Annotated in this window: 12 protein-coding genes; 10 read left to right on the top strand and 2 right to left on the bottom strand. The window is 53.9% G+C overall.

Translation table 11 applies throughout. The features are described from left to right. Positions 1-2: 2 nt before the first annotated feature. A complete protein-coding gene (locus tag NHM04_RS04120; protein WP_254265779.1) occupies positions 3-1,322 on the top strand; it encodes an ATP-binding protein in 1,320 nt (439 codons plus the stop codon). Between the two features lie 19 nt (positions 1,323-1,341). On the opposite strand, the gene NHM04_RS04115 is transcribed toward NHM04_RS04120, so the two are convergent. Both NHM04_RS04115 and NHM04_RS04110 read right to left on the bottom strand, forming a co-directional pair. Next, positions 1,342-2,031: a TIGR04219 family outer membrane beta-barrel protein gene (locus tag NHM04_RS04115; RefSeq protein WP_254265778.1), complete on the bottom strand. Its 690-nt coding sequence runs from the start codon at positions 2,029-2,031 to the stop codon at positions 1,342-1,344. A 47-nt stretch (positions 2,032-2,078) separates the two neighbouring features. Next, the gene (locus tag NHM04_RS04110) at positions 2,079-2,942 is read right to left on the bottom strand and encodes a LysR family transcriptional regulator (protein ID WP_254265777.1); all 864 of its coding nucleotides are present in this window, start codon (positions 2,940-2,942) and stop codon (positions 2,079-2,081) included. A 136-nt stretch (positions 2,943-3,078) separates the two neighbouring features. On the opposite strand from NHM04_RS04110, the gene leuC reads away from it, so the two are divergent. The 9 genes from leuC to trpA all read left to right on the top strand — a co-directional run bounded on the left by leuC (position 3,079) and on the right by trpA (position 14,627). Next, positions 3,079-4,506 (top strand): 3-isopropylmalate dehydratase large subunit, encoded by a 1,428-nt coding sequence (leuC, locus tag NHM04_RS04105; RefSeq protein ID WP_254266593.1) that lies wholly within the window; start codon positions 3,079-3,081, stop codon positions 4,504-4,506. Between the two features lie 12 nt (positions 4,507-4,518). Next, positions 4,519-5,169, top strand: coding sequence for a 3-isopropylmalate dehydratase small subunit (gene leuD, locus NHM04_RS04100; protein WP_254265776.1), 651 nt, complete (start codon positions 4,519-4,521; stop codon positions 5,167-5,169). Positions 5,170-5,190: 21 nt separating this feature from the next. Next, positions 5,191-6,264 carry a 3-isopropylmalate dehydrogenase gene (gene leuB / locus NHM04_RS04095; protein ID WP_254265775.1) on the top strand — a complete coding sequence of 358 codons (1,074 nt, stop codon included), beginning with the start codon at positions 5,191-5,193 and terminating at the stop codon, positions 6,262-6,264. Between the two features lie 113 nt (positions 6,265-6,377). Beyond that, complete coding sequence (gene asd / locus NHM04_RS04090; RefSeq protein WP_254265774.1) at positions 6,378-7,487, top strand: aspartate-semialdehyde dehydrogenase; 1,110 nt, start codon at positions 6,378-6,380, stop codon at positions 7,485-7,487. 339 nt (positions 7,488-7,826) lie between these two features. Then, positions 7,827-10,916, top strand: coding sequence for a FimV/HubP family polar landmark protein (locus NHM04_RS04085; protein ID WP_254265773.1), 3,090 nt, complete (start codon positions 7,827-7,829; stop codon positions 10,914-10,916). 76 nt (positions 10,917-10,992) lie between these two features. Beyond that, a complete protein-coding gene (gene truA, locus NHM04_RS04080) occupies positions 10,993-11,901 on the top strand; it encodes a tRNA pseudouridine(38-40) synthase TruA (RefSeq protein ID WP_371872578.1) in 909 nt (302 codons plus the stop codon). Between the two features lie 37 nt (positions 11,902-11,938). Next, the gene (locus NHM04_RS04075) at positions 11,939-12,580 is read left to right on the top strand and encodes a phosphoribosylanthranilate isomerase (protein ID WP_254265772.1); all 642 of its coding nucleotides are present in this window, start codon (positions 11,939-11,941) and stop codon (positions 12,578-12,580) included. Continuing rightward, complete coding sequence (gene trpB, locus NHM04_RS04070; RefSeq protein ID WP_254265771.1) at positions 12,577-13,800, top strand: tryptophan synthase subunit beta; 1,224 nt, start codon at positions 12,577-12,579, stop codon at positions 13,798-13,800. Before NHM04_RS04075 ends, trpB begins: the two co-directional genes overlap by 4 nt. 20 nt (positions 13,801-13,820) lie before the next feature. Then, complete coding sequence (gene trpA / locus NHM04_RS04065) at positions 13,821-14,627, top strand: tryptophan synthase subunit alpha (protein WP_254265770.1); 807 nt, start codon at positions 13,821-13,823, stop codon at positions 14,625-14,627. The last annotated feature ends 17 nt before the right edge of the window (positions 14,628-14,644 follow it).

Below are 14,644 nucleotides of genomic sequence, written 5' to 3'. Positions count from 1 at the left end.
ACATGCTAAAGCGGGCGTTTTTTACCCTGTATGTAGTTGTGGTACTGGTTATTTTACTAGCCGGTTGGGGTCTGGATCGTCTGTACCAAAAAGAGGCTAACAGCCATTCAGTATCGGAACTGGAGCGTGCCTTAATACTGGAGTTGGCTCGGCAAGTGCCCGCGATTCCCGTCGCGCAGCAAGCAACCTTTCTGCAGCAAAAGTTACAGCGCCTGTCTTTGCAAGGGCGTGTTTATCGGCGTGATGATTTAGCAGAGAGTGCGCTGGCCGAAGAGTTGTTTGCCGGCGAGGCGCTGTTATTAACTGCTGAAGGCGGGCGGCAACTGTATGCACTCTTGCCTGATACCGATTGGGTCGTGCGAGTGTTTTTACCTCAGCCTAATGACAGCCGTTGGTACGGTATTTATTTGGCGTTGTTTTACCTGCTGTTGGCGCTGGTGATTTTTTTATGGGTGTGGCCGCTGGTGCGGGATTTGCGTTCGCTGGAAGAGCAGGCGCGCGCTTTTGGCCGCGCCGGCGCCACTGGCCGCCGGATGGCGTTGGGTGCGCGCTCGCAGGTGTATCAAGTGTCACTGGAGTTTAACCGGATGCAGTCGCGCATCGACGAGTTGCTGGCCAGTTACAAAGAGATGACCTATGCGGTATCGCACGAATTGCGCACGCCTCTGGCGCGAATGAAGTTCGCGCTTGAGCTCGCCCAGGCAAGCGAGGACGAAGAAGTCGTTGCCCGGCAGCTGGCCAGCTTGCGCTGCGATGTGAATGATATGGATTCGCTGATTAACCAACTGCTGGGGTACGCGGGTTTTGAGGCTCAGACGCAGCAGCTGGTAATGCATCCTGAGCCTGCTACGGCTCTGGTGGATTTAATTCAGGATTTGTGTGCGCGCATCGGCCAGAGCCACCCGAGGCTTGAGTTTGCCGTGGATAATAAATTGGCCGCGACAGAAGTGGTGTGTGAATGGCCTTTAATGGAGCGGGTGCTGCAGAATCTGTTAAGCAACGCGGCGCGTTATGCGGACAAAAAAATCAACGTCGAGCTCTATTTTTCGGACGCATATTATACCGTGGCGGTAGAGGATGACGGGCCAGGCGTGGCGCCAGAAGATCGAGCCCGGGTATTCGCGACTTTTACCCGTTTAAAACAGGTGCCGGAAAAAGACACTAAGGGTTTTGGTTTGGGTTTGGCGATCGTTAAAAGAGTAATGAACTGGCATGGCGGAGAGGTAGTAGCAACAGACCCGCAGCGGCTAAAAGGTGCCAGATTCGAGTGTCGCTGGCCATTAAGCGAGAGGCAGGGGGGGGGGCGGCTAAGTGATCCTTAGCCGCATATAAAATAACCGATTAAAACTCCATTACCAAAGAGGCATAGGGGCCAGTTAAATCCAGATCGGCGCCGTAGCTTTTATCCAAGGTTAAGCTGAAGTTGCGATAGCCAGCCTCAAAACCTAAATCTACTACCGCATCAAACAGATACTTTAATTTCAGGGTGTAGTCACTGATTTTATAATCGTCAAAGTCCGTCAGGTTAAGCTCGGCGCCGGCGCTCCAACCGGTAAAGGGCAGCTCCGCTTCAAACAGCGCATAACCCATGGGAATCACGTCGTCGACCGATATACGGTTATCCGAATCGAGGATGTTGGCGCTGATTTTACCGTCAAATTTGCGCAGTGAAATGCCCAAGTCGATATTGACCCAGTTATCCAGAATCTCGTAATAAGCGGTGGCGTCTATATGGCTTAGGTCAATTTTTGAGTCAATCAATTGCGCATCTTCCCAATAGATTGAGCGCCCGGCATTGATGTCCGTGTACGCCAGTCGTGCATTGGGTACAAGAGGAATAGGGTGTTCGAAGGCGATGTGGAAAAAGCGACTGTTTTCGTCGCTATAACCCAAATCTGAGGTGGGTATACCGCCCAGTTCACCGTCATAGTCGGTGCGCCATAGGCCGGCGTCTGCCTTAATGGCGAGTACATCGGCAAAGCTAAAAGGGGTTAGTGCGGTGAGGGCAACAAGGGTTGCGAACTTCTTCATGGCAAATCCTATAGCAGATGTTGTAGCGGGCAAGATAATAGCATTATCTATTCGTCTTTCAGGCATTGTAAAAACATTTGGCAGGCGTTGCTCTGACTGCGGTCGCGATGGACGATAGCGCCCAGCTCGCGGTGCATCGGTTTGAGTTTAACATCAACCGCGGCCAGTGAATCGTCCAGCAGCAAACGCGGCAGTACACCCCAACCCAAGCCGATGGACACCATCATTTTGATGGTGTCCAAATGGTTGGTCACCATATTGATGGTCAGAGGCAGTTCTCTTTTATCAAACAACTTTTGCACTAATGCCGTGGTGTAGGTGCTGCTGTCCGGCAGTATCGCTTGAAACTTGGCGAGGTTGCTCAGGTTAACCGCTTGGTTGGCCAGTGGGTGCGACGCGGCGACCGCAAAGCATAGGTCGTCTCGCCATATCTTGCTGGCGGTGATTGCTGGCGGCAAGGTGTCGGGCAGGGTGATTACGCCTAAATCAAAGTTGCCCTGCAGTACCGCCTGCATCGCTTTCTCTGAATCCATAAAATTCAAATCCAGCATCACTTCAGGGTGCTGTTGGGTAAAGCGGCTGAGAACCGGGGGTAGTCGGTGCAGACCGATGTGGTGGCTGGTGGCAATGCTCAATTTACCACTGACGCTGCCTGTGAGCTCGGCAATGGCGCGCTCTGCATTGTGCAGGCTTTGGGTTATGTTGCGGGCGTGGGGCAGCAGCAGTTCACCGGCTCGGTTGAGGTGAATGTGTTTGCCCACGCGGTCGAACAGGCCGGTGTTTAAATACTGTTCCAGTAGGGCGATGCGTTTGCTCACCGCCGGCTGGGTTAGGTGCAGGCGTTCAGCGGCCGCTGAGAAAGAGCCGTGTTCGGCGACAGCAATAAATGTGGCTAGCTGTTGGGTGTCCATGTACCTATTGTATCCATTCCTTTTGGGAATGGAAAATATAAAAAATATAAATTTGTTTTATTGTTGGGGTGGGCTTACCATGGATGGCAGAAACCGCTATAGCGGGCAACACCGATTAGTCAAAGCCGAGGAAACTATGGCCGCAAGAACTCTTTATGACAAGTTGTGGGATGCCCACCTTGTGCAGCAGCGCGACGATGGCTCAGCGCTTATTTACATTGACCGTCACATTGTTCACGAAGTGACTTCGCCTCAGGCCTTTGAGGGCTTGCGTATGGCAGGTCGCAAACCCTGGCGAGTGGATTCGGTACTGGCCACGCCAGATCACAATGTGCCCACTACGGTTAAAGAGCGTGCCTCTGGAATCAGTGGTATTGAAGATCCCGTCTCGTTAATTCAGGTAAAAACTCTGGATGACAACTGCGACGAGTTTGGCATTGTCGAGTACAAAATCAACGATCAGCGCCAGGGTATTGTGCATGTGATCGGCCCTGAGTCGGGCGCTTGTTTGCCCGGCATGACCATTGTGTGTGGCGACTCGCATACCGCGACTAACGGCGCTTTGGGCGCTTTGGCGCACGGTATCGGCACCAGTGAAGTAGAGCATGTGTTGGCTACCCAAACCCTGGTGGCGAAAAAAATGAAAAACATGCTGATTCGTGTCGATGGCGAATTGGGCGAGGGTGTTACTCCTAAAGACGTTGTCTTGGCGATTATTGCCAAAATTGGTACCGCAGGTGGCACGGGTTACGCGGTTGAATTCGGCGGCGATGTGTTTCGTGCGATGAGTATGGAAGGGCGCATGACGGTCTGCAATATGGCGATTGAAGCCGGTGCCCGCGCGGGCATGGTGGCCGTAGATGACATTACCATCGACTATGTAAAAGATCGCGCTTATGCCCCCAAAGGCGAGATATGGGAGCGTGCCGTGCAAGCTTGGCGGGATTTGAAGTCCGACGAAGGCGCCCATTTTGATGAAGTGGTGGTGTTGAATGGCGCGGACATTATGCCTCAGGTTAGCTGGGGTACCTCGCCTGAAATGGTTGTAGGTGTGCACGACAATGTGCCCGATCCGGCCGCAGAAACCGATGCGGTTAAGCGCGAGGGAATGAAGCGCGCGTTGGAGTACATGGGGCTGAGTGCCGGTCAGCGCATTGCCGATATCAAGCTCGATCGTGTGTTTATCGGTTCGTGCACCAACTCGCGTATCGAAGATATTCGTGCCGCCGCCGAGGTAGTAAAAGGCAGGAAGAAAGCCGATAGCGTGAAGCAGGCGATGGTGGTGCCGGGCTCCGGCTTGGTGAAAGCTCAGGCCGAGGCCGAAGGGCTGGATAAAATCTTTGTCGAGGCTGGATTTGAATGGCGCGAACCTGGCTGTTCTATGTGCCTCGCCATGAACGCCGACAAGTTGGGTGCCGGTGAGCACTGCGCCTCTACTTCAAACCGCAACTTTGAGGGGCGTCAGGGGTATGGGGGCCGCACTCACTTGGTGAGCCCGGCCATGGCCGCCGCCGCCGGGGTTGCCGGTCATTTTGTCGATGTTCGTGAATTTGTGCGCAGTTAAACGGGAGCCATTATGAAGCCTTTTACTCAAGTAACCGGCATTGTCGCCCCTATGGATCGCGCCAATGTCGACACGGATATGATTATCCCCAAGCAGTTTTTGAAATCCATTAAGCGCACCGGGTTTGGTAAAAACCTGTTTGACGAGCTGCGCTACTTGGATGTAGGCCAGCCGGATCAGGATTGTTCGGGTCGCCCATTGAATAAAGATTTTCCGCTTAATCAGGCGCGCTACCAAGGTGCGGAAATTTTGCTGACCCGCAAAAATTTCGGCTGTGGCTCATCCCGTGAGCACGCTCCCTGGGCGTTGGATGACTATGGCTTTCGCTGCATTATCGCCCCGAGCTTTGCGGATATTTTTTACAACAACTGTTTTAAAAATGGTTTGTTGCCGCTGGTGTTAAGTGAAGAGACTGTAGAGCAATTGTTTCAGCAGATGTATCAAACCGAGGGTTACCAGCTGACCGTTGACTTGCAAAAGCAGCAGGTAATTACCCCTGAGGGGCAGGCTTTCGATTTTGAAATCGATGAATTTCGCAAGCACTGTCTGTTAAACGGGCTGGATGATATCGGTTTGACGCTGGAACAAGCCGATGCGATTAAGGCGTATGAAGCTAAGCGCCGCGAGACAGCCCCTTGGTTATTTGACGCGGTAAAAAATTAATTTTTGCGATTAGGAGCAAGTGTGTCTAAAAAAATTATGATCTTACCGGGCGATGGCATTGGCCCGGAAATTGTCACCGAGGCCCAGCGTGTGCTGGATGCAGTTAACGAAAAGTTTTCTTTGAATTTGTCGTTTGTGGAGGAGCTGATTGGTGGCGCCTCTATTGATAAACACGGCGAGCCGTTAACCGATGCTGCGGTGGAAAACGCTCGCAGTTGCGACGCGATTTTGTTGGGTGCCGTGGGCGGCCCCAAATGGGATACCATCGACCGTGCCATTCGCCCCGAGCGCGGCCTGCTAAAAATTCGCTCGCAACTGGGCCTGTACGCCAACTTGCGCCCGGCGCTGCTGTATCCGCAATTGGTGGAGGCCTCAAGCCTTAAGCCCGAGGTGGTGTCTGGATTGGACATTCTGATCGTGCGGGAGTTAACCGGCGGTATCTACTTTGGGGAGCCGCGCGGCATTCGCACCCTGGAAAACGGCGAGCGCGAAGGCTACAACACCTACAAATACAGCGAAAGCGAAATCGAACGTATCGGTCGCACCGCCTTTGAAATGGCGCGCAAGCGCGGCAAAAAAGTCTGCTCGGTAGATAAGGCCAATGTGCTTGAGGCCACTATTTTGTGGCGCGAGGTGATGGACCGCTTGGCACCGGAGTATCCGGATGTCGAACTGTCCCACATGTACGTTGATAATGCGGCCATGCAGCTGGTGCGTGCACCCAAGCAGTTTGATGTGTTAGTTACCGGCAATATGTTTGGCGATATCTTGTCGGACGCCGCGGCGATGCTTACCGGTTCTATCGGTATGTTGCCCTCGGCATCATTGAACGAAAGTGGACAGGGTATGTATGAGCCCTGTCACGGCAGCGCCCCGGATATCGCCGGCAAGGGCATAGCCAATCCGCTGGCGACCATTTTGTCTGCTTCCATGATGTTGCGGTACTCGCTGGGTCTCACTGAAGCGGCCGACGCGATTGAAACAGCGGTAGGTAAGGTGCTGGATCAGGGGCTGCGCACGGCGGATATTTACACCGAGGGTACCAGTAAGGTCTCTACTTCAGCCATGGGTGATGCGGTCTTGGCCGCGCTGTAACTGCGTGGTCAATTTGCAGCCAGCGGCTGTTTACGGCAAGATATATAGCGCTCAAAGCGGTGCTCACAAGGCCCGGGGAGAGCGTTAATTCATTCAAACCAGAGAGTTATAAAATGAAAGTAGGTTTTGTAGGTTGGCGCGGTATGGTCGGCTCCGTACTGATGGAGCGTATGCAGGCGGAGAAGGATTTCGACGGTATTGAACCGGTATTTTTCACCACCTCTAACGTCGGTGGCGAAGCGCCCAAGGTGGCCGAAGGGCTGCCGCCATTAAAAGATGCCTACGCGATTGACGAGCTCAAAAAGCTTGATGCGATTATCTCTTGCCAGGGCGGTGACTACACCAAGGCGGTGTTCTCCGATCTGCGTGGCGCCGGCTGGGACGGCTACTGGATAGACGCGGCCTCAAGTCTGCGCATGGACAAAGACTCGATTATTGTTCTCGACCCGGTGAACTTAAACGTTATTAAAGACGGCTTGGCGCGCGGTGTGAAAAACTACATCGGCGGTAACTGCACCGTGAGTCTAATGCTGATGGGCCTTGGCGGCTTGTTTGCCAATAACCTGGTGGAGTGGGCCAGCTCCATGACTTACCAGGCGGCATCAGGTGCCGGTGCGCGCAACATGCGTGAGCTGATCGAGCAGATGGGTGCGATTCGCGATGGCGTGGCCAGTGAGTTGGCTGACCCGGCCTCAGCCATTTTGGACATCGACAGTAAAGTTGCTGCCACTATGCGCTCGGGCGATTTTCCTACTGATAACTTTGGCGCGCCCCTGGCGGGCAGTGTGCTGCCGTTTATCGACAGTCAGCTGGAAAATGGTCAAAGCCGCGAAGAGTGGAAGGCCCAGGCGGAAACCAACAAAATCCTCGGTAATGAGGGGAATCCGATCCCGCTGGATGGCACCTGCGTGCGTATTGGCGCCATGCGCTGTCACGCTCAGGCGTTAACGCTGAAATTGAAAAAAGATGTGCCTCTTGATGAAATCGAACAAATGATTGCCGGCCATAACGAGTGGGCCAAAGTAGTTCCCAACGATAAAGAGTCCACTCTGCGCGATTTGACACCCACGGCGGTAACCGGCACCTTAACAGTGCCGGTAGGACGGCTGCGTAAGCTGAGCATGGGAGGGGAGTACCTCAACGCATTCACCGTAGGTGACCAACTGCTTTGGGGGGCAGCAGAGCCTCTGCGCCGCATGCTACAGGTGCTGCGCGACGCCTAATAAAGGTGTTCTGATGAGCCCCGGTACGCATTGGCGTGCCGGGGCTTTTTATATTTCCTGTTCTTTATTCTCCACTTTGCCGCGAGCATCTAAGGCGCATGAATCCTTGTTTATGTGTCGAGGTGCCCGTTTTAGCCAAAAAACGGCTTAATGGTGGAAGGCAATTGTGGGAAGTGTTGATAAAAAGCTATTTATAATGAATACTTACGGTCGATAGTGAATATTTATTCGAGGTTTTGGGGCCTCGTTGACAAAAAATGGCTGGCCACTTGTTGTGGCTGACAGGACGTCGCATGGCCGGGCCGTCGGAAGGCTGGGGAGACAATAAAGGAAAGTACTATGCATTTTCGTAAGCTGGTATTACTGCTTGGGGTTTTGTCGCTGGTTATTTCGCGGGCGGCATTTGGTCTTGGATTGGGGGATATCACTCTCAATTCATCATTAAACCAGCCGCTGGACGCTCATATCGCTCTGGATGATCTGGGTGAGTTGGGGCCGGACCAAATTATCGTGCAGCTCGGCTCTCAGGAAGATTTTGATCGCGCCGGCATCGAGCGCTCTTTCTTCTACTCGCAGTTGCGCTTCAATGTTATTACCGATCAGGGTGATGATGCCTTTATCGCGGTGAGCAGTCGTGATCCAGTGCGTGAGCCTTTCCTTAGTTTTATTGTCGATGTGCGCTGGACCTCGGGCAGAGTGCTACGCGAATATACGTTGCTGCTGGATTTGCCCACCTTCTCGGATGACCCCTCAGCTCCGGTGCAGGCCACAGTTACTCCCATTAGCTCGCAAACCACCGAACTAAAGAGTGAGCCGGTACGGCAAACGCAGGACTCGGCCGCCGTATCGGCGCAGCGCTCAGGCGGTGGAGAGAGTCAATATTCCGTAAAACCCAACGATACTCTGTGGGAAATAGCGCGGGACAATCGCCCCGGCGGTGTTTCCATTCAGCAAGCAATGCTTGGTATCCAAAGGGCCAACCCAGAGGCCTTTATCAACAACAACATCAACCTGCTGCGCCAAGGGCAGGTTTTGCGTATTCCCGGCACGGATGAAATTCGTTCATTATCCAACCGTCAGGCGATTAGCCAGGTCGCGCAGCAAAACCGCGATTGGTCCGGCGAAGCTATGGGTGCTCCGCTGGATGCGTCAGGACGCAGCGCTGATAATGAGCGCGACTCCGGCTCGGTGACCGGGCGGGTCAAGCTCGCCGCGCCGGGCACCACGGCCGATTCAGGCTCTGCACAAGGTGGCGGATACGGTGAGAGCGACAGTGGTGCGCTGGCTGCGGAATTGGCGGCCGCCGAAGAGGAATTAGAGCGCACTCAAGGTGAAAACAGTGAGCTGCGTTCGCGCGTAGGCGATCTGGAAGAGCAGATCGAAACTATGGAGCGGTTGCTGGAAGTTAGCAATGAGCAGCTGCGCGCGCTGGAGTTGGCCGCGCAAAGTAATTCTGCAACAGAGTCAGAAGCTGAGCAAAGTGCTACCGATACTATGGTGTCCGATACCGAGACACCTGCCGACAGTGAAACTGGAACCGCAACCGAACCAGATGTTGGTGAAAATGAGGCTGTGGCCGAAGCTGAGCCAGAGCCAGCTGTTGAAGAGCCGCCCGCCCGTCAGGCAAACACGGTGGTTCGACGCGCGCCAGAGCCGAGTCTGATGGATAAAATAATGGCCAATATCCTCTGGATTGGCCTGGCTCTTATCGCGCTGATCGTTGCGCTGTTTGTTGCTCTGCGTAAGCGCTCGGGCAGCGAGGAAGAGGTAGAAGAGTTTACCTCTGAGGTGGACGATAGCGTTTTCACCGAGCAAGAGACTGAACAGGTTGATGAAGAGCCGACGACAGATATTGACGGCGACGAAGAGTTTGCCCTGGAGTCGGAAGAGACCGCAGAGCCCGAAACTGGCGATGTGGTGAGCGAAGCGGATATATACATCGCCTACGGCAAATATGACCAAGCCGAGGAGATGCTGAAAAAAGGTCTGGCGAAAGAGCCAGAATCCAATGCGATTAAGTTGAAATTGCTTGAGGTGTATGCCGAGAGCGAGAACCTTGAAGATTTCGATCATTATTACGGTCAGGTACTTGCCTCGGGCGACGCTGCTGAAATCGACCGTGCGCAGGATTTACGAGCACAGTTTGTAGGTGCGCCGGACTATGTCGCCGCAGGCAGTGTGGCTGCAGCGGGTGCGGTTATGGCTGAGGCCGGCAGCGAATTGTTGTCCGACTCGCAGGACGAGCCAGACGCTGCGTCTGAAGATGAGCTTGAAATTGCCGCAGAGACTCCAGAGGATGAAGAGTTTAGTTTTGACCTGGACAGCTCTGATGAATTGACGCTGGACGATTTGGACATCGATTCAGAGGTTGAGAGTCGCGAGTCTACTGATGAGTCTGACGAGTTAGTCTTGGATGATGATTTTGACTTTGATCTGGATAGCGATGATGAGCAGGATAAACCGGCTACCGAAGAGCTAGAGCTTCAAGGTTCTCAAACGAGTTACGATTTATCTTTTGATGACCGGGAAGAGACCACCGCCGATTCAGATTTGAGCGATTTTGACTTTGAGCTGGATGACGGCCAGCAGGACTTGTCCTCCGCCCCTGATGCTGTCGCACCGGAGTCAGATGACGATGCTGACGTAGCTGCTTCGTCGGAATCGGTTGAGGAAACTTTTGAGCTTGAGCTCGATGATATAGATATCGACGACTCCGGGGCGCAAGAGGATGACAGCGCGGAAGTGTCTCTCGCAGATGAGAAGCCTCTGCTGGACGAAGATTTTGACTTCTCTTTGGATGAGTCGCTGCCGGAAGAGGATGAGCCGGCACCTGAATATTCTGAAGTTGAGGCCTATGATCCTGCCTCAGAAAGTCGTGCGCCACAGCTGGATGACGAAGAGGTTCCAACCCTGGAGTTGGCTGACGACGAGGATGATTTTGATCTCGAGCAGCCCATGGAGGATCTCGATCTGGAGGCGCTGGATCGTGAAATGTCGGATCTTGACGCTCCCGAGCCTCTTGCGACCGAAGAAACAGAAAACGCGGCGGATGACTCCTCAGCAGATGACGCCAGTGTGTTCGAAGCTGATGAGTCCCTGAGCTTCGATGTTGAAGATGATGACGCGTTTGAGCAGGCACTAGGTGATGTAAGTGAACCAGAGGCCGACGTTAATGAAGGCGAAGAGGATTCGCTGGATATCGATGAGCTACCCACGCCCGAGTCGGTCAACGAAGTGGCCGACGAGGATGACGATCTGGACTTTTTGGCGGACGCCGACGAGGTTGCAACCAAACTCGATTTAGCCCGCGCCTATATTGATATGGGAGACATGGACGGTGCTCGCGATATTCTGGCAGAAGTGGTCAGTGAAGGTAACGAGGCCCAGCAGAGTGAAGCGCAATCGTTAATGGATAAAGTAGACAGTTAATTTGGGCGAATAAAAAAGCCCTGCATGCGCTAGGTATGCAGGGCTTTTTTTGTTTTTGATATACACAGTAGATTAAATGGCGGGTGCGGTGGAACGGTATTATTCACGTAATTGCGAGGTGTTCCCTGATACTCCCTGGCCCGAGTCCATGAATCGTATCGCTATGGCGGTGGAGTACCAGGGCGCTGCTTTTCGCGGTTTTCAGATTCAGCCAGGGGGGGTGCCTACGGTTCAGCAGGCGCTGCAAGAGGCTCTCTCTGTTGTGGCTGACGAGCCGGTAACCCTAATCTGCGCCGGTCGAACCGATGCCGGTGTACACGCGACTAATCAAATAGTGCACTTCGATACCCTCGCGACGCGGCCGGAAAAAGCGTGGACACGCGGTCTTCGGGCTCACCTGCCCGACGGGGTAGGAATACGCTGGGCGCGCCCGATGGCGCCCCAATTTCACGCAAGATTTAGTGCCCGTTCTCGTGCTTATCGCTATCTGATTAGCGATGCGCCCACCAAGCCGGCACTGTTGCACGATCAGGTTACCTGGTCGAGAAACCCGCTGGATACAGAGAAAATGCGACTCGCGGCGCAGGCGCTGGTGGGCGAGCACGACTTTACTTCCTATCGCGCGGTGCAGTGCCAGGCCCATTCACCGGTGCGTACGATCGAGCATCTTCATATTGTGCGCAGTGGCGAGCTTATCCTTCTGGAGGTACGAGCAAACGCTTTCTTGCATCATATGGTACGTAATATGGTGGGTGTCTTAATGGCCATAGGCGCAGGTGAAAAACCCGTAGCCTGGGCCCGAGAGGTGCTCGAAGCCCGCGACAGGCGCGTCGGTGGGGTTACCGCGCCACCTTTTGGCTTATACCTGGTTCAGGTCGAGTATGAGCAGCACTTCAATTTACCAGTGGCGTTGCCAGGGCCGCTGTTTCTGACAGCGCCGGTGGGATCGCTTGCCAATTCTGACTCGCTGTCGAATTTCTGCTAAGATTCGCCCTCCAAATGAATTCGAGCTGGAAATTTTAGTGTTCACCCCACGGGTTAAAATATGCGGTGTTACCGAGGTAGCTCAGGCCCGCGCGGTAGTCACTGCGGGCGCAGATGCGATCGGCCTGGTTTTCTACCCCAAAAGCCCGCGGGCGGTGGACATTGAGTCGGCACGGCAGATAGCGCTAGCTTGCGGTCCATTTGTGACCACGGTGGGGCTTTTTGTTAACGCCTCGGTGGAACAAATCGAGACCGTGCTTAACCGAGTGCCGTTGCAATTACTGCAGTTTCACGGCGACGAGACTCGCGAGTTCTGCGAGCAGTTTGATCGACCGTATATTAAGGCGCTACGGATGCGGCCAGAGCTGGATGTATCAGCCGCTATTGACGCCTACAGCGGCGCCTGTGGTGTGTTGCTGGATGCCTACCGCCCGGGCGTTCCCGGTGGTACAGGCGATACCTTTGATTGGGCCCGGTTTCCGCAAAAGAGTACGACCCCGCTGGTGTTAGCCGGCGGTCTGCAACCGGCCAATGTTGCTCAGGCGGTCATCCGAACAGGCTGCTATGGCGTAGATGTCAGTGGCGGAGTCGAGTCTGCCCCCGGACAAAAGAGTCCGGAACTCGTCCAACAGTTTATTGAAAATGCCAAGCAGGCATATGCGAAAGGTGAGAGAGAGTGAGCGATTCAAGTAAGCAAAAAGTTGATTACAGTGCCTTTCCTGATGAGCGAGGCCACTTTGGTATTTTTGGTGGCCGGTTTGTCTCAGAAACTCTGATTTACGCACTTGACGAGCTGCAAGAAATTTACAGCAAGCTCAAGGATAACGCTGAATTTCAGGCAGAGTTTGATAGAGATCTAGCCCATTATGTAGGGCGGCCATCGCCTTTGTACCACGCCGAGCGCTGGAGCCGCGAGCTGGGTGGAGCGCAGATTTACCTCAAGCGAGAGGACTTGAACCACACAGGCGCACACAAGGTAAACAACACCATCGGCCAGGCGCTTTTGGCAAAAATGACGGGTAAGTCCCGAGTTATTGCCGAAACGGGCGCCGGCCAGCACGGTGTAGCAACGGCCACAGTGGCGGCGCGCTTGGGACTTAAATGCCAGGTCTATATGGGCGCTGAAGACGTGCGTCGTCAGGCGCTTAACGTATATCGCATGAAATTGCTGGGCGCCGAGGTTATTCCGGTAGAGTCTGGCTCTAAGACCCTGAAAGACGCGATGAATGAGGCGCTGCGTGACTGGTCCACTAATGTCGATGATACGTTTTATATCATCGGTACGGTTGCCGGTCCTCACCCTTATCCTCAGCTAGTGCGTGACTTCCAGGCCGTAATCGGACGTGAAGCGCGTGCTCAGTGTTTGGACATGACCGGCAAACTGCCAGATGCTTTGGTGGCCTGTGTCGGTGGAGGCTCCAACGCGATTGGCCTGTTCCATCCGTTTTTGGATGACGAGTCTGTTGCTATGTACGGCGTTGAAGCCGGTGGTGACGGCGTAGAAACCGGCCGCCATGCCGCGCCGTTAAACGATGGTATCCCCGGCGTTTTGCACGGCAATCGTACCTACCTGATGGAAGACGAGAATGGCCAGATTATAGAAACTCACTCGGTGTCTGCGGGCCTAGACTATCCCGGTGTGGGGCCTGAACACTCCTGGCTGAAAGACCTCGGTCGGGTGAACTATGTGGCTATCAACGACAACGAGGCATTGGCAGCGTTTCGTAAATCTACTCGCACCGAGGGTATTATGCCGGCGTTGGAAAGTAGTCACGCTTTGGCCTACGCCGAAAAACTGGCTCCGACAATGAACAAAGATCAGATAATTATCGTCAACCTCTCAGGTAGAGGGGACAAAGATATTCTCACGGTCGCCGATATCGATGGCATCACCGTATAAGAGATAAATGGAAGCACCGAATGAGTCGAATTAGTCAACAATTTGCACAGTTAAAAGCCGATGGCCGCAAGGCTCTGGTGGCCTATATCGTTAATGGCGATCCCGTGCGTGAAGCCACCTTGCCCACCATGCACAAAATGGTGGAAGAGGGGGTGGATGTAATCGAATTAGGCGTGCCTTTCTCCGACCCTATGGCGGAAGGCCCGGTTATCCAAAAGGGCCATGAACGGGCGCTGGCCCATGGTGTAAGTCTGACCGATACACTGGCAGTGGTCGCCGAATTCCGTAAAACCGACCAAACTACACCAGTGTTGCTAATGGGTTATGCCAATCCGGTGGAGCGTATGGGTTATGCAACCTTTGCGGAAAAAGCCGCTGCTGCTGGCGTTGACGGTCTGTTGACTGTTGATCTGCCGCCAGAAGAAGTGGAGAACTTGAAAACCGAACTCGCGAGCCGCGATTTGGACAATATCTTTTTGCTGGCCCCCACTACCCGCAGTGAGCGGGCAAAGGATATTGCCCGTCATGCCAGCGGCTTTTTATACTATGTTTCATTAAAAGGTGTGACAGGCGCAGGTCATCTGGATGTGGATTCAGTAAAAGCCAAGCTGGATGAGTTTGGCGCTTTGACGGATCTGCCCGTGTGCGTGGGATTTGGTATCAAAGATGCCGAAAGCGCCGTTAAAGTTGCTCGCCTTGCTGATGGCGTAGTCATTGGCAGTGTTCTGGTGGATGCCATGAGCAAAGCTGGCGAGGATAAAGCTCAAGTGGCCGAGAGCGTGGGCAATATTGTTCGCGACATTCGCCAGGCATTAGACGCCCTGTAACCCATTCGATAATTTAC

The organism is Gilvimarinus sp. DA14, assembly GCF_024204685.1.
Classification (GTDB): domain Bacteria; phylum Pseudomonadota; class Gammaproteobacteria; order Pseudomonadales; family Cellvibrionaceae; genus Gilvimarinus.
Note: the sequence above shows the minus strand (reverse complement) of the source record. Positions and strands in the feature narration are given on the sequence as shown.

What these genes read in the sequence shown, in the direction of transcription:
- NHM04_RS04120 (WP_254265779.1), top strand. Translation starts at nt 3, where the DNA reads ATGCTAAAGCGGGCGTTTTTTACCCTGTATGTAGTTGTGGTACTGGTT.
- NHM04_RS04115 (WP_254265778.1), bottom strand. Translation starts at nt 2,031, where the DNA reads ATGAAGAAGTTCGCAACCCTTGTTGCCCTCACCGCACTAACCCCTTTT.
- NHM04_RS04110 (WP_254265777.1), bottom strand. Translation starts at nt 2,942, where the DNA reads ATGGACACCCAACAGCTAGCCACATTTATTGCTGTCGCCGAACACGGC.
- leuC (WP_254266593.1), top strand. Translation starts at nt 3,079, where the DNA reads ATGGCCGCAAGAACTCTTTATGACAAGTTGTGGGATGCCCACCTTGTG.
- leuD (WP_254265776.1), top strand. Translation starts at nt 4,519, where the DNA reads ATGAAGCCTTTTACTCAAGTAACCGGCATTGTCGCCCCTATGGATCGC.
- asd (WP_254265774.1), top strand. Translation starts at nt 6,378, where the DNA reads ATGAAAGTAGGTTTTGTAGGTTGGCGCGGTATGGTCGGCTCCGTACTG.
- NHM04_RS04085 (WP_254265773.1), top strand. Translation starts at nt 7,827, where the DNA reads ATGCATTTTCGTAAGCTGGTATTACTGCTTGGGGTTTTGTCGCTGGTT.
- truA (WP_371872578.1), top strand. Translation starts at nt 10,993, where the DNA reads ATGGCGGGTGCGGTGGAACGGTATTATTCACGTAATTGCGAGGTGTTC.
- trpA (WP_254265770.1), top strand. Translation starts at nt 13,821, where the DNA reads ATGAGTCGAATTAGTCAACAATTTGCACAGTTAAAAGCCGATGGCCGC.